The 18,379-nt window shown below is 64.0% G+C and carries 21 protein-coding genes; 4 read left to right on the top strand and 17 right to left on the bottom strand.

Going from position 1 to position 18,379, the window contains the following annotated elements:
• Positions 1–65: 65 nt before the first annotated feature.
• Genes mftD through mftA form a run of 4 tightly spaced genes read right to left on the bottom strand, consistent with a single transcriptional unit; the run spans position 66 to position 2,849 of the window.
• Positions 66–1,253 carry a pre-mycofactocin synthase MftD gene (gene mftD / locus B586_RS03575; protein ID WP_054880667.1) on the bottom strand — a complete coding sequence of 396 codons (1,188 nt, stop codon included), beginning with the start codon at positions 1,251–1,253 and terminating at the stop codon, positions 66–68.
• Between the two features lie 2 nt (positions 1,254–1,255).
• Positions 1,256–2,431 (bottom strand): mycofactocin radical SAM maturase, encoded by a 1,176-nt coding sequence (gene mftC, locus B586_RS03570; RefSeq protein WP_054881088.1) that lies wholly within the window; start codon positions 2,429–2,431, stop codon positions 1,256–1,258.
• An 8-nt stretch (positions 2,432–2,439) separates the two neighbouring features.
• A complete protein-coding gene (gene mftB / locus B586_RS03565; RefSeq protein ID WP_156406700.1) occupies positions 2,440–2,775 on the bottom strand; it encodes a mycofactocin biosynthesis chaperone MftB in 336 nt (111 codons plus the stop codon).
• Positions 2,760–2,849, bottom strand: coding sequence for a mycofactocin precursor MftA (gene mftA, locus B586_RS03560; protein ID WP_047313775.1), 90 nt, complete (start codon positions 2,847–2,849; stop codon positions 2,760–2,762). The genes mftB and mftA overlap by 16 nt, the downstream gene beginning before the upstream one ends.
• Before the next feature lie 100 nt (positions 2,850–2,949).
• Here mftA and mftR point away from each other — a divergent pair, with 100 nt between their 5' ends.
• Positions 2,950–3,546, top strand: a complete 597-nt coding sequence (mftR, locus tag B586_RS03555) for a mycofactocin system transcriptional regulator (RefSeq protein ID WP_156406864.1) — start codon at positions 2,950–2,952, stop codon at positions 3,544–3,546.
• Positions 3,543–4,595 (top strand): DUF2332 domain-containing protein, encoded by a 1,053-nt coding sequence (locus B586_RS03550; protein ID WP_418001116.1) that lies wholly within the window; start codon positions 3,543–3,545, stop codon positions 4,593–4,595. Before mftR ends, B586_RS03550 begins: the two co-directional genes overlap by 4 nt.
• A gap of 24 nt (positions 4,596–4,619) precedes the next feature.
• Here the strand turns inward: B586_RS03550 and B586_RS03545 are convergent, their stop codons facing one another.
• The 10 genes from B586_RS03545 to B586_RS03500 all read right to left on the bottom strand — a co-directional run bounded on the left by B586_RS03545 (position 4,620) and on the right by B586_RS03500 (position 14,755).
• Positions 4,620–5,798 (bottom strand): NAD(P)/FAD-dependent oxidoreductase, encoded by a 1,179-nt coding sequence (locus tag B586_RS03545; RefSeq protein WP_156166279.1) that lies wholly within the window; start codon positions 5,796–5,798, stop codon positions 4,620–4,622.
• Positions 5,792–6,619, bottom strand: a complete 828-nt coding sequence (locus B586_RS03540; RefSeq protein WP_047313534.1) for a mycofactocin-coupled SDR family oxidoreductase — start codon at positions 6,617–6,619, stop codon at positions 5,792–5,794. The genes B586_RS03545 and B586_RS03540 overlap by 7 nt, the downstream gene beginning before the upstream one ends.
• A 102-nt stretch (positions 6,620–6,721) precedes the next feature.
• The gene (locus B586_RS03535; protein ID WP_054880670.1) at positions 6,722–7,534 is read right to left on the bottom strand and encodes an SHOCT domain-containing protein; all 813 of its coding nucleotides are present in this window, start codon (positions 7,532–7,534) and stop codon (positions 6,722–6,724) included.
• A 134-nt stretch (positions 7,535–7,668) separates the two neighbouring features.
• Complete coding sequence (tuf, locus tag B586_RS03530; protein WP_047313536.1) at positions 7,669–8,859, bottom strand: elongation factor Tu; 1,191 nt, start codon at positions 8,857–8,859, stop codon at positions 7,669–7,671.
• 100 nt (positions 8,860–8,959) lie between these two features.
• Positions 8,960–11,065: an elongation factor G gene (fusA, locus tag B586_RS03525; RefSeq protein ID WP_054880671.1), complete on the bottom strand. Its 2,106-nt coding sequence runs from the start codon at positions 11,063–11,065 to the stop codon at positions 8,960–8,962.
• 69 nt (positions 11,066–11,134) lie between these two features.
• A complete protein-coding gene (gene rpsG / locus B586_RS03520) occupies positions 11,135–11,605 on the bottom strand; it encodes a 30S ribosomal protein S7 (protein WP_010908590.1) in 471 nt (156 codons plus the stop codon).
• On the bottom strand, positions 11,605–11,979 hold the full coding sequence (rpsL, locus tag B586_RS03515) for a 30S ribosomal protein S12 (RefSeq protein WP_003879423.1): 375 nt from the start codon (positions 11,977–11,979) through the stop codon (positions 11,605–11,607). Before rpsL ends, rpsG begins: the two co-directional genes overlap by 1 nt.
• A gap of 258 nt (positions 11,980–12,237) precedes the next feature.
• On the bottom strand, positions 12,238–12,972 hold the full coding sequence (locus tag B586_RS03510; protein ID WP_047313537.1) for a GAP family protein: 735 nt from the start codon (positions 12,970–12,972) through the stop codon (positions 12,238–12,240).
• A 327-nt stretch (positions 12,973–13,299) separates the two neighbouring features.
• A complete protein-coding gene (locus B586_RS03505) occupies positions 13,300–14,106 on the bottom strand; it encodes a phthiotriol/phenolphthiotriol dimycocerosates methyltransferase (RefSeq protein ID WP_047313538.1) in 807 nt (268 codons plus the stop codon).
• Between the two features lie 61 nt (positions 14,107–14,167).
• Positions 14,168–14,755 carry a TetR/AcrR family transcriptional regulator gene (locus B586_RS03500; protein WP_156166297.1) on the bottom strand — a complete coding sequence of 196 codons (588 nt, stop codon included), beginning with the start codon at positions 14,753–14,755 and terminating at the stop codon, positions 14,168–14,170.
• Positions 14,756–14,980: 225 nt separating this feature from the next.
• Between B586_RS03500 and B586_RS03495 the strand changes: the two genes are divergently transcribed.
• Positions 14,981–15,358, top strand: coding sequence for a DUF3060 domain-containing protein (locus B586_RS03495; protein WP_054880672.1), 378 nt, complete (start codon positions 14,981–14,983; stop codon positions 15,356–15,358).
• Between the two features lie 19 nt (positions 15,359–15,377).
• Positions 15,378–15,860, top strand: coding sequence for a DUF3060 domain-containing protein (locus B586_RS03490; protein WP_054880673.1), 483 nt, complete (start codon positions 15,378–15,380; stop codon positions 15,858–15,860).
• A 4-nt stretch (positions 15,861–15,864) separates the two neighbouring features.
• Here B586_RS03490 and B586_RS03485 read toward each other — a convergent pair whose 3' ends face one another.
• The 3 genes from B586_RS03485 to B586_RS03475 are packed head-to-tail and all read right to left on the bottom strand — an operon-like array spanning position 15,865 to position 18,322.
• The gene (locus B586_RS03485; protein ID WP_047317013.1) at positions 15,865–16,644 is read right to left on the bottom strand and encodes a crotonase/enoyl-CoA hydratase family protein; all 780 of its coding nucleotides are present in this window, start codon (positions 16,642–16,644) and stop codon (positions 15,865–15,867) included.
• Positions 16,641–17,381, bottom strand: coding sequence for a PaaX family transcriptional regulator C-terminal domain-containing protein (locus tag B586_RS03480; protein ID WP_047313543.1), 741 nt, complete (start codon positions 17,379–17,381; stop codon positions 16,641–16,643). Before B586_RS03480 ends, B586_RS03485 begins: the two co-directional genes overlap by 4 nt.
• Positions 17,382–17,383: 2 nt before the next feature.
• Positions 17,384–18,322: a crotonase/enoyl-CoA hydratase family protein gene (locus B586_RS03475; protein WP_047313544.1), complete on the bottom strand. Its 939-nt coding sequence runs from the start codon at positions 18,320–18,322 to the stop codon at positions 17,384–17,386.
• Between the last annotated feature and the right edge of the window lie 57 nt (positions 18,323–18,379).

Raw genomic sequence — 18,379 nt, 5'->3', positions numbered from 1 at the left:
GCTGACTCTAGGGCAACCGGGTACCAGCCAATCGCCGGGGGCTGCAGACGCCACCCGTTTACGGACTAGACAGCATCGGGAGGCACACCCATCGCCCGGCCAAATCCGGTCGGAACCAGGATGTCGTCGGGGCGCAGGTCACCGACGCTGGCACGCCCCAGACCCATCAACGCCGAGTCGATGCCCGCGCGCAGAATATCGAGGACGTTTTCGACGCCGGTTTGCCCGGCCGCGGCGAGCCCCCACAGGTACGCGCGGCCGATCATCACCGCACGCGCGCCCAGCGCTACCGCCTTGACCACATCGCTTCCGCGCCGGATGCCACCGTCGAGCAACACTTCGATTTGGTCGCCCACGGCTGCCGCTACCGCGGGCAAGGCGCGAATCGCGGCAGGCGTTCCGTCCAAGTTGTTGCCACCGTGGTTCGACACCGATATCGCCGAAACACCGGCATCCACAGCCTTTTTGGCATCGTCGACCCGCATCACACCCTTGAGCATGAACGGTCCGCCCCACAGTTGCCGTAGCCAGGCGATGTCTTCCCAGGTCGGCGGCGGTGTGCTCATCCACTCCCCATAGGCGGCAAAGAACGCGGGGCCGGGCTCGCCGCGTCGGGCCTGGTTCGGTACCCGCAGGTCCGGTGGTCGCAGCGTCTTGGCGAACTGCCATAACCAGCGCTGTCGGACGATCGCCTCCGGCGACAACCGCAGGATGGTCCGCAGGTTCATCTGCTCGGGGATCTTCGGGCTGCCCCAGTCTCGACCATGCGCGAACGTCCAGTCGGTGGTGACGATCAAGCCGACCGCGCCGGCCTGACGCGCCCGTTCGACACGCTCGGCGACCGCGTCGCGACCACCGAGCCAATACACCTGGAAGAAGACCTTGGGGTTGGCGGCGATAACCTCCTCGATCGGCTTACTGGCGAACGAGGACAATCCCATCGCGGTTCGCCGTGCCGCTGCAGCCCGCGCGACAGCAACTTCACCGCCTGGATCGACCGCTTGGACACCGGTCGGCGAAATGATAACCGGCAGCGAAATATCTTGTCCCATAACGGTGGTCGATAGATCACGTTTTTCCGTCACACCAATGACATGGGGCGCAAAGCCGAGTTCACTGAATGCCTCAACATTGTCGGTGACGGTGATTCCATTTTCGCTGGCCGAAATCAGAGAAGAGTAAACAGATTTAGGCAGGCGCCGCTTAGCGCGTTGCTGGGCAATAGCGACGGTTTCAAACCATTCGTCAGCCATGGTTACAGCGGGCTTTCGCTACACAGGCGCAGCGGCGGTCGCACCGCGAGGGTGAGGGGTACCGGCGCGTTGACTCCTCGGCCGCGGGAGTGATCAGCGCGAGGCCGCGGCGTGTCACGGTCGCGGGCCAGTGCCGCAGCGCTGTGCCCTTGGACGCATTCAGGATCTGGGCCATCAATCGGCAAGCCAGTGAAGAACTTGGCCGCCATGCACCCGCCCCGGCAGCTGTCGTAGTGCCCACAGCTACCGCAGGCACCCGCGGAGTGCGGCTCGCGCAGCTCACGAAACAGCGGGGCATTCTTCCACACATTGTCAAAACCGCCGTTAGACAACACGTTTCCCGCCAGAAAGCGGTCATGGATGGCGAACGGGCAGGCGTAAACATCGCCCACCGGGTCAATCAGGCACACCACCCGGCCCGCTCCGCACATATTCAGACCGGCCAAGGCTCCGGACTGGCCGAGCGGCGACAGATGAAAGAAGGAATCACCGGTAAGCACCCGCTCACCGTTGGCAACCAGCCACTCGTAAAGCTGTATCTGCTGGGCGGCGGTGGGGTGTAAGTCTTCCCAGACATCGGCGCCCCGGCCCGAGGGCCGCAGCCGGGTGATCCGCAAAGTGGCGCCGTACCGGCGTGCCAACGTGGCGAATTCGTCGAGCTGGTCGACGTTGCGCCGGGTGACCACCACCGAGATCTTGGCATCGGAGAAGCCTTCTGCAGCAAGGTTTTCCAACGCACGCATCGCCATCGCGAATGACCCGGCACCGCGGATGGCGTCGTTGACCTCGGCGGTGGCGCCGTCGAGTGAGATTTGGACATCCACATAATCACTGGCCGCTAACCGCGCGGCGACCTCTGGGGTGATCCGGACCCCGTTGGTAGAGAACTTCACTCCGACATGGTGCGCGGTGGCGTAGTCCACCAGCTCCCAAAAGTCGGGGCGTACGGTGGGTTCCCCGCCGCCGATGTTGACGTAGAACACCTGCATGCGTTCCAGCTCATCGATGATGTCCTTGCATTGCCGGGTGGACAACTCCCGGGGATCGCGTTTGCCCGAAGACGACAGGCAGTGCACGCAAGCCAGGTTGCACGCATACGTCAGCTCCCAGGTCAGGCAGATGGGCGCATCCAGCCCCTGTTCGAACTGCTCGATCAAGCGGGGCGCCCCGGCCGTCATCGGCGCTGTCATTGCCCCTCCTTGGAATCTTGCTGGGCCACCAGCATGTTGGACTCGGCCAGCACTTGGAGCGCATGCAGGTAGGGACCCTGCCCGGATTCGTCGACCCCGGCAGCGCGGCAAGCGGACCGGACATCGGGATGGTCAGCGAGCGATTGCACGACCGCGAGGATGATGCGATTTTTCAGGAACGACAGTTTGCGGGTGCCGAAGTGATAGAGCAGCGCGCCAAAAGGTTCCGGCCGAATCGCCACCTGTGGGTGTAACCGCCAGCCGTGATCCGGGTCAAAGCCGCCGGGCCCACGAGCCTGCGTGGGCCCGGGCACGCTCAGTAGACCCCGCACATGCCGTCGATAGACACCTCTTCGACGAGGGTCTCTGTGACGAGCTCGGTGTCCGTATCGGTCTCGTGGTCCATATGAATTGCCTCTCGCCGAGGGACTCGACATCAACAGGTCGATCTGGTCGCAATCGTCGCTAGAATATGGCATCGAGTGCCGAAAAGGAAGGGCGGTTTGATGCTGCCGCAGTCGCGGGTGGGCCGGCGGCGCTCGACAACGCCACACCACATTTCCGATACGGCCCTCAAGTTGTTTGCCGCCCGGGGTTTTGCCGACGTGAGCGTCGACGATGTCGCGGCGGCAGCGGGCATCGCTCGCCGCACCCTGTTCCGCTATTACGCGTCCAAAAACGCCATCCCCTGGGGCGACTTCAGCACCCACCTCGCGCAGCTACGGGACCTGTTCGACAACATCGATCCGCGGGTTCCGCTGGACGAAGCACTGCGTTCGGCGTTGTTGGCCTTCAATACCTTTGACGAGTCCGAGACCGTCCGGCACCGCCAACGCATGCGGGTCATCCTGCAAACCGCGGAACTACAGGCCTACTCGATGACGATGTACGCCGGCTGGCGTGAAGTGATCGCCGGGTTCGTCGCCCGCCGGTTGGGCGTCAAGACGACCGACCTACTGCCCCAAACGATCGCCTGGACGATGCTCGGGGTCGCATTGAGCGCCTATGAGCACTGGCTAGCTGACGAATCAGTGCCGTTACCCAAGGCACTCGCGAATGCGTTCGACGTGGTCGGCGCCGGATTCGCAAAGCTCAACCCGTGAGCGAGCACCTGCTGCACACGCTGCGGTCGCAGGGGCGGTTCTGCGCCACCGACTCTCCGATGTACGCCGAGTTGCTGGAGCTGGTGGCCGACGACGTCGAAGCCGGCGGGGTCTTCGCGACCATCTTGGCCGGCCACGAAGACGCTCCAGCACGCCACGCGGTGCCGCTTCGGCTGCTCGGCGGGCTGCACCGGTTGGCGCTGGACGGTCGGGCAGCAGAATTGCGCCGCTGGTATCCCAGCGTCGGCGGCCGCTGGGACGCCGAATCCGCTTGGCCCGATATCGTTCGCGCCGCAGCCGACCAGACCGACTCGCTGCGTGCGGCACTGGGGCAACCGCCACAGACCAACGAGGTCGGCCGATCTGCCGTGCTGATCGGTGGGCTGCTGCACCTGGCTGGCCAACAGGGGCGCCGATTCGCGTTGCCGGTCAGGCTTTTCGAGATCGGATCGAGCGCCGGGCTGAACCTGCGGGCAGACCACTATCGCTACCACTATGGTGGCGGCCAGTGGGGTCCGATCGACACGCCGGTGACCATCGACAACGCCTGGCAGGGCGAACTGCCGCCGGCAGGTGAGGTGCGGATCGTCGAACGCAACGGCTACGACATCGCGCCCCTCGACGTCACCAGCCCCGACGGGGAAATGACGGTGTTGAGCTACGTCTGGCCGGACCAACGCGCGCGGCTGCAACGGCTGCGTGGCGCCATCGCGGTCGCCAGGAAGGTTCCGGCGCGGCTGACCCGCCAAACGGCAGCCGAGGCGGTCGCCGGACTGACCCTGTCCGACGGCGCGTTAACCGTGCTGTGGCATTCGATCACCTGGCAGTATCTATCCGACGATGAGCGGACCGCGATCCGCGACGGAATCAACGCCGTGGCCAGACGCGCCGATAGCCGCTCACCGCTGGCGCACCTCACCCTCGAGCCGGCGCACGATGGTGCCGGTGGTGGGATCAAGTTCCTGGTGCGCGCCCGCAGTTGGCCAGGTGGCGAACGTCAGATCCTGGGCGAATGCCATCCGCACGGCCCACCGGTGCACTGGCGGTAGCGACCTGAACACGCTGCGGCCTAGTTACTCCAGCATTTCGGAGATGGGCGTGCCCGCAGCGATTTTGGAGCGGACCTTCATGACTTTGCCCGACATCCCGCCACCAACCACGCCGACCAGCACCCCGTCGCGTTCGTAATAGGCCAAAAATTTGCGGCCGTCGTCCTCGACGAGGTGGACGATATCGGTGGCGTGCGGCTCCCCCAAACATTGGATCTTGATGTCATATTGGTCGCTCCAGAAATACGGAACGACCACGCCTGCCGGCGCGTCGCGCCCCAGCATCGCGGGCACCACGACCCGGGCTTGATCGGCGACGTTGCTCCAATGTTCTACGCGTGCTTGGTGTCCCATCCGGTCACGCCAGGAGGCGACGTCGCCGAGCGCCCACACATTCGGTGCGCTGGTACGTCCGGCCTCGTCGCAAATGACACCGTTATCGACCTTGATGCCGCTGCCGTCCAGCCATTCAGTCGCCGGCCGTGACCCGATTCCGACAACCACCAGATCGGCCGGCGCTTCGGTGCCGTCGGTGAGCACCACCGTGTCGACATGGCGCTGGCCACGCACCTCGGCCACCCCGAGACCGGTACGCACGTCCACGCCCTCGTCGCGATGGAGCCGCGCCACCAGCTCGCCGATCTGCTCGCCGAGCACCGATGCCAACGGTGTCGGCTGCGGCTCAACCAGCAGCACATCCACCCCAAGACCGCGCAGGCTGGCCGCCACCTCGCAGCCGATGAAGCCGGCGCCGATAACCACGGCGTGCCGTGCGGCGGATGCGTGCTCACGCAGCGCCATGCTCTCGTCGAAGGAGCGCAGCACCCGAATGCCTTCGAGGTCGGGGAACGCCGGAATGCGCCGCGGCACTAAGCCTGTCGCGATGACGAGCTGGTCGTAGCCGAGCACCGTCCCGTCGTCCAGGGTCACCGTCTGTTGATGGGCGTCGAGGCTGGTAGCGGCCGAACCCAGCCGCAGGGTGATGTCTTTCTCGTCGTACCACTCCCGTGGTTTGAGGGCGACGTCGTCGACCTGCTTGCGTAGCATCTCCTTGGACAGCGGCGGCCGGTCATACGGGAGATGCACCTCGTCGCTGACGATGATGAGGGGACCGGTGTAGTCGGCCCTGCGCAGTTGCTCGGCGGTTCGGGCGGCGGCGAGCCCCCCGCCGATGATCACGATGCCCTTGTCTCCGGTCAGTATTTCAAGGCCCCCTTGTCAACGGGGATCTGCGTGCCCGACAGCGTGCCCGAGCCGTCACCAGCGAGCCAGACAACGACATCGGATATCTCATCGGGCGTCATAAAACCCTTGGACTGCAACGGCATTGGCGGAAAGCTATGGAGATAACTGGGATGTTCGGCGAATATCTCCGTCATCGCCTGCGGCTCGATCATCGGGGTGTCGACCGAGTAGGGATGGATGGAGTTGACCCGGATTCCGAATCCGCCGAGCTCGATCGCTAACGTGTTGGTCAGCGCCACCAGTCCGTATTTGCTCGCCGCGTAATGGCCGTTGCCCGGCGTGGCCTTCAAACCGGCCGACGAGCTGACGATCACAATGGAACCTCCGTTGCCAGCCTCGATCATCGTGGGCACCGCGGCGCGCAGGGTACGCCAGGTGCCCGTCAGATTGACCCCGATAACGGTGTCCCACTGCTCATCGGTGAGTTCCCAGAGCCGCCCCCAGCCCAGCACGCCGGCGTTGGCCACCAGGATGTCGAGCCGGCCGAACTGCTCGGCGCCGTCAGCCACCAGCTGCCGCAGCGCGGCATCGTCGCGGATGTCCACCTCGCGGGCCAGCACCTTGCGGCCCTCGGCTTCCACCGCGCACGCGGTCTCGGTGAGGTCTTCTGGCGTGGCCGGCGGGTAGGCGATACTGCTGGATACCGGAGCGCAGATATCGAGCGCGATGATGTCGGCGCCTTCGCGGGCCAGCCGCACCGCATGCGAGCGCCCCTGGGCACGAGCGGCGCCAGTGACAAACGCCACCCGTCCCTGCAGTGATCCCGCCTGCGTCGCCACCCTGACAGGCTAACAGCGGCCCTGGTTGGCGCCGCCGAGTGTGAATCTGACGACGCGACGCGTAAACCCGTCGTGGGATTCACACTCGCGGCCGACAAGGGGTCAGATTTCAGAGATGATCTGGACCCGTCTGCTGTTGTATTCCTGATCGGTCAACGCACCGCTGGCGCGGAGCGTCTCGAGCTCCTGCAGCCGCTGCGCGATCGATGGCTGCGGCGGCGAGCCGACCGGTGCCGGTTGGGCAGCCGATGCCTGCTGTTCGGCCGCCCGGCGCACCACCGCGTGGATCTGCTGACGCAGTCCCGGATTCGACCGAATGTCAACCATGCGGTTGAGCGGAACATTGTTGGCCTGCAGGATCGCCAAGATCTCCATCAGCGGGCCGGCTTGCCCGCTCAAGTCGTAGGTTTGGTTGTCTTCGGCCACGGTGAACTGCGCGGGCACCAGCCCATTGACCAAAGCGCTTCGCTCCCAGTCGATTCGGTACTCCTGAGTGGTCGGGTCAACCAGGACGACGAGCTTGCGTGCAGTGAGGTTGCCCAGCCGGGTAACGCTGGCGATGACCCGGTCTTGACTATCAAACGGCACAAACCCGGATCCGGAGATATGCAGATTCACCTTCACCACGGGTTGCTCGTTGATCCGAGTACCCGTCTCGGTGAGCCCGGTGATTTGGGCGAGCGTCAGCACCCCGTGCTGCTCAAGCTCCGCGGTTTTGGCGGCCGACTTGGCCCCGTAGTTGGTCAACGCCAGCGCGATCAGCACGTCAGCGACGGTGATGAGCAGGCCAACATAGAACATCCACTGCAGCAGGCTGCCCAATCCCAGGGCGAAGTAGACGACCAGAAAGATCGGCCCGACGAGACCGCCGCACAGCAAAACCAATAACTGTGTCTTCAGATAGCGTGCTAACACGTGCCTCTCCTCGCCTCGCAGGGAAGTTCGTGTCAGATTAGCGCCAGCAAGGCTGCCACGAGCCACATACGCGCAAAGCCCGGACTGCCGATTTCGGCAGTCCGGGCTTTGTACTGACTCCGCGGTAAAGAGACTTACTTAATGATCTTGACGACCCGGCCGGCGCCGACCGTGCGGCCACCTTCGCGGATCGCGAAGCGCAGACCCTCGTCCATGGCGACGGGCTGAATCAGCTTCACCGAAATGTTGGTGTTGTCACCGGGCATCACCATCTCGGTGCCCTCCGGCAACGTCACCACACCGGTCACGTCGGTGGTACGGAAGTAGAACTGCGGACGGTAGTTGTTGAAGAACGGCGTGTGCCGGCCACCCTCGTCCTTGGACAGGATGTAGACCTGGCCCTCGAACTCGGTGTGCGGCGTGGTGGTGCCGGGCTTGATCACGACCTGGCCGCGCTCGACGTCCTCGCGCTTGATGCCACGCAGCAGCAGACCGACATTGTCACCGGCCTGGCCCTGGTCGAGCAGCTTGCGGAACATCTCCACACCCGTGACGGTGGTCTTGGTGGTCGTCGGACGAATACCGACGATCTCGACTTCCTCGTTCACGTTGACCACGCCGCGCTCCACCCGACCGGTGACCACGGTGCCACGACCGGTGATGGTGAAGACGTCCTCGACGGGCATCAGGAACGGCTTGTCGGTCTCGCGGACTGGGTCCGGGATCGACTCGTCGACCGCGTCCATCAACTGGGCGACGGACTCGACCCACTTGGCGTCGCCCTCGAGCGCCTTCAATGCCGAGACACGCACCACCGGGGCGTCCTCGTCGAACTCCTGGGCGGCCAGCAACTCGCGGACCTCCATCTCGACCAGCTCGAGCAGTTCCTCGTCGTCCACGGCGTCGGACTTGTTCAGTGCGACCAGGATGTAGGGCACACCCACCTGACGAGCGAGCAGCACGTGCTCACGGGTCTGCGGCATCGGGCCGTCGGTGGCGGCGACCACCAGGATCGCGCCGTCCATCTGGGCAGCACCGGTGATCATGTTCTTGATGTAGTCGGCGTGGCCCGGGGCGTCGACGTGAGCGTAGTGACGCTTCTCGGTCTGGTACTCCACGTGGGAGATGTTGATGGTGATACCGCGCTGACGCTCCTCGGGCGCGTTGTCGATCTGGTCGAAGGCGCGCGACTCATTCAGGTTGGGGAACTTGTCATGCAGGACCTTGGTAATAGCCGCGGTCAGGGTGGTCTTGCCGTGGTCAACGTGACCGATGGTCCCGATGTTGACGTGCGGCTTCGTCCGCTCGAACTTCGCCTTCGCCACTTCTGTGTCCTCCTGGACTTGTTGGTGCTTGTAAAAGCAGTGTTGATGTTTTCTAGTTATGCCGCGGTAGTGACCGCGTCAGCATACTCGTGAGCTTCGCTCACTCGCCCGTCGCCTTCGCGATGATCTCCTTCGACACGTTCGCCGGCACTTCGGAGTACGAGTCGAACACCATGGAGTAGTTCGCCCGGCCCTGCGTCTTGGACCGCAGGTCGCCGACGTAGCCGAACATCTCCGACAGCGGCACATGCGCCTTCACCACGCGCGCGCCGGCACGCTCCTCCATGGCCTGAATCTGGCCACGGCGGGAGTTCAGGTCGCCGATCACGTCGCCCATGTAATCCTCGGGCGTGGTGACCTCGACGGCCATGATCGGTTCCAGGATCACCGGCTGTGCTTGCGCGGCAGCCTTTTTCAGCACCTGCGAACCAGCGATCTTGAACGCCATTTCCGACGAGTCGACGTCGTGGTACGCACCGTCGAGCAGGGTAACCTTCAGGTTCACCAGCGGGTAGCCGGCCAGCACGCCGTACTGCATGGCGTCTTGGGCACCGGCGTCCACCGACGGGATGTACTCGCGCGGGATACGGCCACCGGTGACCTTGTTCTCGAACTCGTAGGTCGCGCCGTCCTCGCCGGTAAACGGCTCGAGTTTGATGATCACCTTGGCGAACTGGCCCGAGCCACCGGTCTGCTTCTTGTGGGTGTACTCGACGGTCTCCACGACCCGGCGGATGGTCTCCTTGTACGCCACCTGCGGCTTGCCGACGTTGGCCTCGACCTTAAACTCGCGGCGCATCCGGTCGACCAGGATGTCCAGGTGCAACTCGCCCATCCCGCCGATCACGGTCTGGCCGGTTTCGGAGTCCAGGTGCACCTTGAAGGTCGGGTCCTCCTCGGCGAGCTTCTGAATCGACAGGCTCAGCTTCTCCTGGTCGCTCTTGGTCTTCGGCTCGATGGCCACCTCGATCACCGGGTCCGGGAAGGTCATCGACTCGAGCACGATCTGGTTGTTCGGGTCGCTCAGAGTGTCGCCGGTGGTGGTGTCCTTGAGGCCGATCACCGCGTAGATGTGACCAGCTGCAGCAGACTCGACAGGATTCTCCTTATTCGAGTGCATCTGGAACAGCTTGCCCAGCCGCTCCTTCTTTCCCTTGGTCGCGTTGATGACCTGGCTGCCGGAGTCAACCTTGCCCGAGTACACCCGGACGTAGGTGAGCTTGCCGAAGAAGGGATGCGTCGCCACCTTGAACGCCAGTGCGGAGAACGGCTCGTCGGTCGACGGCTTGCGGACGATCTCCTCGTCCTCTTTGCCCGGTGCGTGGCCGATGGCCGCCGGCACGTCCAGCGGCGAGGGCAGGTAGTCGATGACGGCGTCGAGCATCGGCTGGACGCCTTTGTTCTTGAACGCGCTGCCGCACAGCACCGGGTACGCCTCCGAGCTGATGGTCAGCTTACGGATCGCGCCCTTGATCTCGGCAACCGTGAGCTCTTCGCCGCCGAGGTATTTTTCCAGCAGCGCCTCGTCGGTTTCGGCGACGGCCTCGAGCAGCTTGGTGCGGTACTCCTCGGCTTTCTCCTTCAAATCGGCCGGTATGTCAACAACGTCGTACTTCTCACCGAGCTTGGTCTCGGCGCTCCACACCTTGGCCTTCATCTCAACCAGGTCGACGACGCCTTCAAAGTCACCCTCGGAGCCGACGGGTAGCTGGATGGGAATGACGTTGGCGCCCAGCCGCTCCCGCATGGTGCGAACCGAGAAGTAGAAGTCGGCGCCGATCTTGTCCATCTTGTTGACGAAGCAGATGCGCGGAACGTCGTATTTGTCGGCCTGCCGCCAGACCTGCTCGGACTGCGGCTCGACGCCTTCCTTGCCGTCGAAAACCGCGACGGCGCCATCAAGAACACGGAGCGAACGCTCGACTTCCACGGTGAAGTCGACGTGGCCAGGCGTGTCAATAATGTTGATCTGGTTGTCATTCCAGAAGCAGGTCGTGGCCGCGGAGGTGATGGTGATCCCGCGTTCTTGCTCCTGCTCCATCCAGTCCATGGTGGCGGCGCCGTCGTGCACCTCACCGATCTTGTAGCTGATACCGGTGTAGTAGAGGATGCGCTCTGTCGTCGTCGTCTTGCCGGCGTCGATGTGCGCCATGATGCCGATGTTGCGGACCTTGGTGAGGTCGGTCAGCACGTCCTTCTGTGCCACAGAAGTCTTCTCTTTCGGTTGATAGTTGCTGTTGTCATTGCGCCTGGTCGACGGGAGCAGGCGGCTAAATCACCAGCGATAGTGCGCAAACGCGCGGTTTGCCTCGGCCATCTTGTGAGTGTCCTCGCGCCGCTTCACCGAGGCTCCGAGGCCGTTGCTGGCATCGAGGATCTCGTTGGCCAGCCGCTCGATCATGGTCTTCTCCCGACGTTGCCGCGAGAAGCCGACCAGCCAGCGCAGGGCCAGCGTGGTCGATCGGTCCGGTCGAACCTCGACAGGCACCTGATACGTCGCACCGCCAACGCGACGGCTACGCACCTCAAGGGCCGGCTTGACGTTGTCGAGAGCTCGCTTGAGCGTGATGACGGGATCGGTGCCGGTCTTGTCGCGGGCATGCTCGAGCGCACCATAAACAATGCGTTCGGCCAGCGATTTCTTCCCCTTCAGCAGAATTTTGTTCACCAGCTGGGTGACCAGCTGCGACCCGTAGACGGGGTCGTTGACCAACGGACGCTTGGGTGCGGGCCCCTTGCGTGGCATCAGCTCTTCTCCTTCTTGGCGCCATAACGGCTACGAGCCTGCTTGCGGTTCTTGACGCCCTGGGTGTCGAGCGAACCGCGAATGATCTTGTAGCGCACACCGGGCAGGTCCTTCACCCGGCCACCACGCACCAGCACCATGGAGTGTTCCTGCAGGTTGTGACCCTCGCCTGGGATGTACGCCGTGACCTCAACCTGACTCGTCAGCTTCACGCGGGCAACCTTGCGAAGCGCCGAGTTCGGCTTCTTCGGGGTGGTGGTGTACACGCGGGTGCAAACACCACGACGCTGCGGGCTGCCCTTCAGAGCCGCGGTCTTGACCTTGCCGATCTTGTCCCGACGGCCCTTGCGGACCAGCTGCTGAATGGTTGGCATCTACCGGCTTTCTGTGTTGCGTTCGTTGTCAAGCCTGTTGGCAAGTCTGGTTGTAGTGCAGTTATGCCCCGCCGCAGTACCCTGCGATCGGGTGTGTCGCATGTGCCCGCCCCGGACCGAATCCGTTGCATCCTGGACATGCGAATTGGCCCAGCATCACGCCCCCTAACATCAGGCGCCGTAAGCCGCCAGGCACGAGCAACCACAATACCCGTCCCTGCTCGGGCAGGTCAAAGCGACCCGATAACCCAACCGGCCTCAGCCGGCGCCCATGCCGCTTGCCACCGCAAAGGCTCCCGCTACAGCAAGCAAGACGGCCAGAATCTGCCGACGGCGAGACCGCACCCAACTATGCAACTGCAGCATGACTACTTGGGTTTGCGCCGGTTTCACCAGGTAGGCCACCAACGGCATCTCGACGACCGCAAGCGTCACAAGGATGAACCCGATAGCGGCACTCACCTGCATGCCGATGCTCGCTCCCGAGGCCAGGATGGCGGCGACTGCCACCAACCACTCGACAGCCGGCGGTGTGCCGGACATGCCGACCACGAACGCTACCCGGAAAGACGGGCCATCCAGCAAACCCCGGGCGCGGCCCAGCAGTCGCGAGAGTGCGGTCGGCCGGCCCGGGTTCAACAGCCCGGCCGGTGCAACGCCGACGGCCGGCACAGGTACCGATGCCCGAAGATGCGTTGGGAAGCCCACCGCGACGAGCACGGCGAGGAGTAGCACCAGCAAACCAACAACGATTTGGACGTGCCGGCCGGTCGAGCTCGCAGCAACGGAATTCACGCCTTCCGCAAACGCAGGCGCGAAGCCGCGTAGCCCCGTCAACAACCCGACAGTTAAAGCGCTACTCGCTATCAGGGCGCCGAGCCAGTATCCAAGCAAATTACGCATGGGCCGTTGCCGCGAAATCAACAGCAGCGCAACGCCAATACGCACCGGGTCGGCCGCCACCAGAAGTGCCAGCACAAACACCATCACCATCAGCCGGACCGCCTTACGCTGCCGGTGAGCCTGCTCCTCTGGGTGGCGGTATCGTTCACCACTTCGTGTCCCCCTGCTGCTAGGCACAAACGCTGCAGCGTCACACGTAAACCCACTGTCCCAATCATCGAAGCGACCTCTAATTCGGGAAGTGATCAGCAGCGTAATCGGTTGGTTCCACAAATGTGGGGTAATCGAATAATCGCGCGCCCGAACACAAAAGCCGCTGGTGAGATGGCTGCGCGCTGCACCAACCCCATCGACACGGTCAGTGCGTGGCAGCTGCGCATCAACGCTGGCAAACAACAGCCAGAACGCGGCGGCGCCTCATTCTTTGACGAAGCAGTACATCCGGTAGGACAGTATCCCGCTTTCCAGATCACGACGAGCGACCGAGACCCACCTAGGGACGAGATCCCGGGCAAAGCGTTGCAGCAACGCTGGCAGATAGCGATCGATCATGCCCATCCACTGCTGCGAATTTTTCTCCAGCCCACGCCTGACCTCGGCGCTGATGTCCCGGTGCGAAACCATGCGCATCGGGGCGTCGGCCAACATCGCCTCCCATGCAGCAACACCGTTGTGGGGTTGGACGTCGGCGTAGAGGAAATGCCCTCCCGGCCGCAGCACGCGCGCCACTTCGGCAAGGAAGCGCGGAAGACTGGGGTAATAAGTCGAGGATTCGATGTTGACGACTGCATCGAAAGACTGGTCGGGGAAGGGCAGGTTTTGGGCGTCACCTCGCACGAAATCTAGGCCGGGCAACCGGTGCCGTTTTTGACAAAAGGCGACACCGGTTGAGTTCAAATCCATTCCGGTATATGACGCCGGGTGCAAGGTGCGCATCAGGTATGAGGCTCCGCCGCCGTGGCCGCAACCGACTTCCAGGACCCGTTTGCCACGGATATCCGCCTGAGTCGCCGTGCGATGGTAGAGCTGGATAGAACCCCTATTGGGCTCGTCGGAGACAACCAACTGCAAAGACATGGGCGGATCCTCCTCATAGCCGAAGTTGAGGAAGACATCGTCGGCGCCAAGCCGGCGGGTGACGAGGGGATAAGCCCACTTCTGCAGCTTCTGATCGACCAGCTTCCAATAGAGCGGGCTTTGCAGCACACGGTCTTTGAGTGGCATGCCGGAAGTATCGCAGACCGCAGCGGCACCTCAGGTCGTTTCTGCCGTCTAGCTCAGACTATTACCGCCTATTACCGCCGAGCGTGGTACGCCGCTCCAAGCCAGCCGCCAGCCGCAACACCATGTCGGAGAACACCGCGTCCGTGTCGACGTCGTCCATGACGCCGGTCATTTCCAACAGCACAAACCCGTGCAGTGCCGACCAGAATTCGAGCGCTGCGTAGAAAGCTTCCTCACCGTCGAGGCCGAAGGACGACAACACCGCAATCACCGGTGCGGCCGCGCCCCTGGTCGCAGCGGTGTACTCGGGGTCATCCCCGCCCAGCGGCATCCGGGTGAACGCCGAATACCGACCGGGGTGGTGGTGGGCATAGCTGCGGTAGGCGCAGGCCATGACCAGCACCGCGTCATCGCGGGCACGACCCTCGCCGACCCGGTGCAACATCGTGATGATGTCGTCGATGACCCGAATCCGCACGGCGCGGCGCAGGTCCTCCAGGCTGTTGACGTGGTTGTACAGCGACGGCCCCTTGGTGCCCAGCTGGGTCGCCAGCGCATTAATGGTCAGCGAATCCCAGCCCTCCCGGTCCAGGAAGGTCAGTGCGCCGTCGATAATGCCGTCGCGGCTCAGCTTGGCCGAGCGGGCCACGGATTTCGCTGCTTTCGCCGCGCGCTGGCGCCCACCCGCTGACTGCGGTTCCGGCTGAGCTGACATGGCGATCGTCCTTCGATTGCGATGACACGGTTGGGCCACCGCCGCTTTTCGGTGCACGGTGAGTTCAACTAACGACTCTAGTTGACGAACTCGTGTACTTGGTCGTTCGTGCACGTAGGCTCAGTCCAGCAGACACCCGCCACAGCGAAGGGGCCCGCCGTGAATTGGACAACTGTCGCGGGGTCGCTAGCTACCTGCGTCATGACGATCGCTGCCACCCCTGCTGCCCCACCGCCAAGCGCGCACGCCAAAAACGGCGACACCCATGTCACCGGGGAGGGCCTCCAGCAGACTCTGGACTGCAACGATTCCACCTTGATGGTCGATGGCACAGCGAATATCGTCACCGCGAAGGGAACCTGCTGGGCGGTCACGTTAATGGGTTCGTCCAACACCGTGATCGCCGACACCGTGATCAACGACATCACCGTCTACGGCTGGGACCAGACAGTGTTCTTCCACAACGGCGAACCGTTCATCAAGGACCGCGGCCGCGAACTAGGCATGGTCAACCGGCTGCAGCGGGTACCCGGCTAATCCAAGGAATCGAGGAACCATGCGCTCCCCCATCACTGACGCATCCAGGCTGGCCGCACTGGCCCTGACGCTGGCGGTCGTACCGACAACTTTCGGGCTGGCCAGCTGCAGCTCGACGGCCAACCCCCCGGCAGGCCCGTCGACGAAAACCACGAGCAGCGTGACAACCACAACGAGTGCCGGAGCCGCACCGACGACGGGCGCACCCACCACCGCATCGGTCGAGATCGGAAACACAATGAACTACGGATCCCTTGGAACCACCGCCACCCTCGATTGCGGCGACGGCAAATCCTTGAACGTGGCCGGCTCCAGCAACACGCTGACCGTCAACGGCAGCTGCGCAACGGTGACCATCGGCGGCACGAATAACAAGATCACCTTCGACAAGATCGACCAACACCTCAGCGTGCTGGGGCTCGACAACACCATCACGTATAGAAACGGCGACCCGCAGGTCGACAACATCGGCTCGGGCAACACCATCAACAAGGGCGGATGACCCGCTAGCTCACCTCAGGACCCGCCGGGGCGCCATGGCGGCCGGCGCCCGCAGCGAACCGTCCGGCACCGTCGGCGGCCTCCGCGGCGACGCGCGAGATGCTGGCAAATTCGAAGTCCAACGCCGCAGCTTCCGGCATCCCCCATTGGTGCAGCGCCGACAATCGATCCGATCGCAGGCATTGCTGCGGCAGCGCGGCCAGTTGAGCCGCCAGTTCCTCGGCTGCTTGCCTGGCTTGGCCCTTGGGCACGACCCGATTGGCCAAGCCGATCGCTAGCGCTTCGTCGGCTGCCACCGCGCGGCCGGTGAGAATCATGTCCATCGCCCGACTCTGCCCGATGAGCCGGGGCAGCCGCACCGTACCGCCGTCAATGAGCGGCACTCCCCACCGCCGGCAAAACACCCCGAACACGGCGTCCTCCTCGGCTACCCGCAAATCACACCACACGGCTAACTCCAGACCACCGGCAACGGCGTAGCCGCTCACCGCGGCAATCACCGGTTTGGACAACAGCATCCGTGAAGGCCCCATCGGCCCGGGACCGCTGGGATGCACGGCGTTAGCCTCGGGGGTACCGAAGGCCTTCAAATCGGCTCCTGCGCAAAAGGTTCCGCCGTCGCCCCACAACACGGCCACCGATGCGGTGTCGTCGCGGTCGAATTCCTCGAACGCGGCGTAGAGGGCGGCCGCCGTCGGGCCGTTGACGGCGTTGCGCGCCGCCGGCCGGTTGAGGATCACCGTCGTCACCGGGCCCTTGCGCTCGACACGCACTGGATTAGTCATGTCGCCTCCGCGAGTTGAGTCCCATCTTTTTGTTCCACCACGTCGCGTCGCCCCGCCAGTTCAGTGGCGAAGTCGTAGTAGGCGGCACGCAGCTGGGCGCCCGGCCAATCGGCGGGTAGCAGTTCGGCCGGCAGCATCGGGTCAGCGAGCAAATGGCGCATCATCGCCGCGGCCACCACGAACCGACCGGGAATGTCAGGCGCTGCGGCCATCTCGTCGAGCAGCCGGTGGCCGGTCGCCGTCCATGTAGGCAGGTCCCACAGCTGACCGGCCAGCTGAGCGGGCGCATCGTCGCGAGCACTCAATATCCGCACCCGGGCCGCAACCTCGGGATCCAAGTCCAGGTCGAGGTTGTCGGGGCGCATCCATACCCCCTCGCGCAGTTCACCAAAACGCTTGTTGTACATGGCAGTTCGCAGTGCAGCCCGACTGCGGGCATCGGTGCCTACGCTGGTGACGATCAACATGACCCACCACCCATGCCACGACCGCACCCCTGGGCGCATCGCCTCGTCCTGGCGGCGCTGACGGGCCAGCAACCGATCGGAGAGCCGATAACCGTCAGCCGACCGGATTAGATCGCCCGCACTGACCATGCGGGTCAGGGCGACCCGCAGCGCAGTCTCCTTGATACCGAAATCGGCGGTAAGCCTGATCAGTTCGCTAGCGGTCGCCCAGGCAGGATGGGCACCGAGCAGCACGCTGAGCACCACTGATCGGGCAGTCATATTCGGCATGGCTACACCTGCGAAGCCTGGCGGCCGTAGTCGCCAAACGGCTCGTCGCGGTGGCGCACGGCGTCCCGAAAGCCGTGCTCGACTGCGTCGGCGACAAAGGCGTGCCCCTCAGGCGTGTGTCGCGCAACTCCGTCGAAAACGGTACTGACCATCCTGCTGGTGGCCACACCTTGTTGCAGCAGAGCGGAATTGAGCGCGAGCTTGACCATGATCAGCTGGTTGATCGGCATCGCAGCGATGCGGGCCACCAACCGTTCGGTGCGCTCGTCGAGATCTTGCGGATCCGGCGCTTCGACCGCCAAGCCCCACTCGGCGGCTTGCGCACCGGTGATGCAATCACCAGTGAACAGAAGACGTTTGGCGCGCTGGTCACCGAGACGATGCGCCCACAGACCCGCGGCGGGAACCCCCCACACCCGCGTCGGCGGATAGCCAATTTTGGCATCGGCGGCGGCGATCACCTGGTCGGCGTGCAGCGCGATGTCGGTGCCGCCGGCCACGCAGTAACCATGGATCTTGACCACAGTCGGCTTGTCGGCATGCAGCAAGCTGGAGAACCCCCGCACGAACCGGCTCATCATCTGGTAGTCGATCATCGGGTCCCACGGCTGGTTCGCGAAGTGGTTGATGGCCTGGGTCTTGCCGTCCAGCACGGTGCCTTTGTACGCGCTACCGCCGCCTGCCGGCGACTGCCCCTCGGCGTAGGCGGACAGGTCGAAACCCGCGCAAAAGCCCTCGCCACGACCGGATACCAGGATGACATGCACGTTCGGGTCCACGTCGGCACGCTCAACTAAGGCGGACAACTCCAGCGGCGTATCGGCGATGATCGCGTTGCCCTTCTCCGGCCGATTGAAGGTGATCCGCGCAACCCGGTCGGCAACCTCGTAGGTCATAGTTTTCAGGTTGTCGAAGTCCACTGGCCTGATTGCGTGAGTCATTGGCGCCGCTCCTCCTCATCGCTTCGCTCTGCATCGTCGTCGGCGCGGGTCATGTTG

Source organism: Mycobacterium haemophilum DSM 44634 (genome assembly GCF_000340435.2).
GTDB classification, from domain to species: domain Bacteria; phylum Actinomycetota; class Actinomycetes; order Mycobacteriales; family Mycobacteriaceae; genus Mycobacterium; species Mycobacterium haemophilum.
Note: the sequence above shows the minus strand (reverse complement) of the source record. Positions and strands in the feature narration are given on the sequence as shown.

Coding starts and splice junctions, on each gene's coding strand:
- mftD (WP_054880667.1), bottom strand. CDS start 1,253: ATGGCTGACGAATGGTTTGAAACCGTCGCTATTGCCCAGCAACGCGCT.
- mftC (WP_054881088.1), bottom strand. CDS start 2,431: ATGACGGCCGGGGCGCCCCGCTTGATCGAGCAGTTCGAACAGGGGCTG.
- mftA (WP_047313775.1), bottom strand. CDS start 2,849: ATGGACCACGAGACCGATACGGACACCGAGCTCGTCACAGAGACCCTC.
- mftR (WP_156406864.1), top strand. CDS start 2,950: ATGCTGCCGCAGTCGCGGGTGGGCCGGCGGCGCTCGACAACGCCACAC.
- rpsG (WP_010908590.1), bottom strand. CDS start 11,605: ATGCCACGCAAGGGGCCCGCACCCAAGCGTCCGTTGGTCAACGACCCC.
- rpsL (WP_003879423.1), bottom strand. CDS start 11,979: ATGCCAACCATTCAGCAGCTGGTCCGCAAGGGCCGTCGGGACAAGATC.
- B586_RS03510 (WP_047313537.1), bottom strand. CDS start 12,972: ATGGTGATGGTGTTTGTGCTGGCACTTCTGGTGGCGGCCGACCCGGTG.
- B586_RS03505 (WP_047313538.1), bottom strand. CDS start 14,106: ATGCCACTCAAAGACCGTGTGCTGCAAAGCCCGCTCTATTGGAAGCTG.
- B586_RS03490 (WP_054880673.1), top strand. CDS start 15,378: ATGCGCTCCCCCATCACTGACGCATCCAGGCTGGCCGCACTGGCCCTG.
- B586_RS03485 (WP_047317013.1), bottom strand. CDS start 16,644: ATGACTAATCCAGTGCGTGTCGAGCGCAAGGGCCCGGTGACGACGGTG.
- B586_RS03480 (WP_047313543.1), bottom strand. CDS start 17,381: ATGCCGAATATGACTGCCCGATCAGTGGTGCTCAGCGTGCTGCTCGGT.
- B586_RS03475 (WP_047313544.1), bottom strand. CDS start 18,322: ATGACTCACGCAATCAGGCCAGTGGACTTCGACAACCTGAAAACTATG.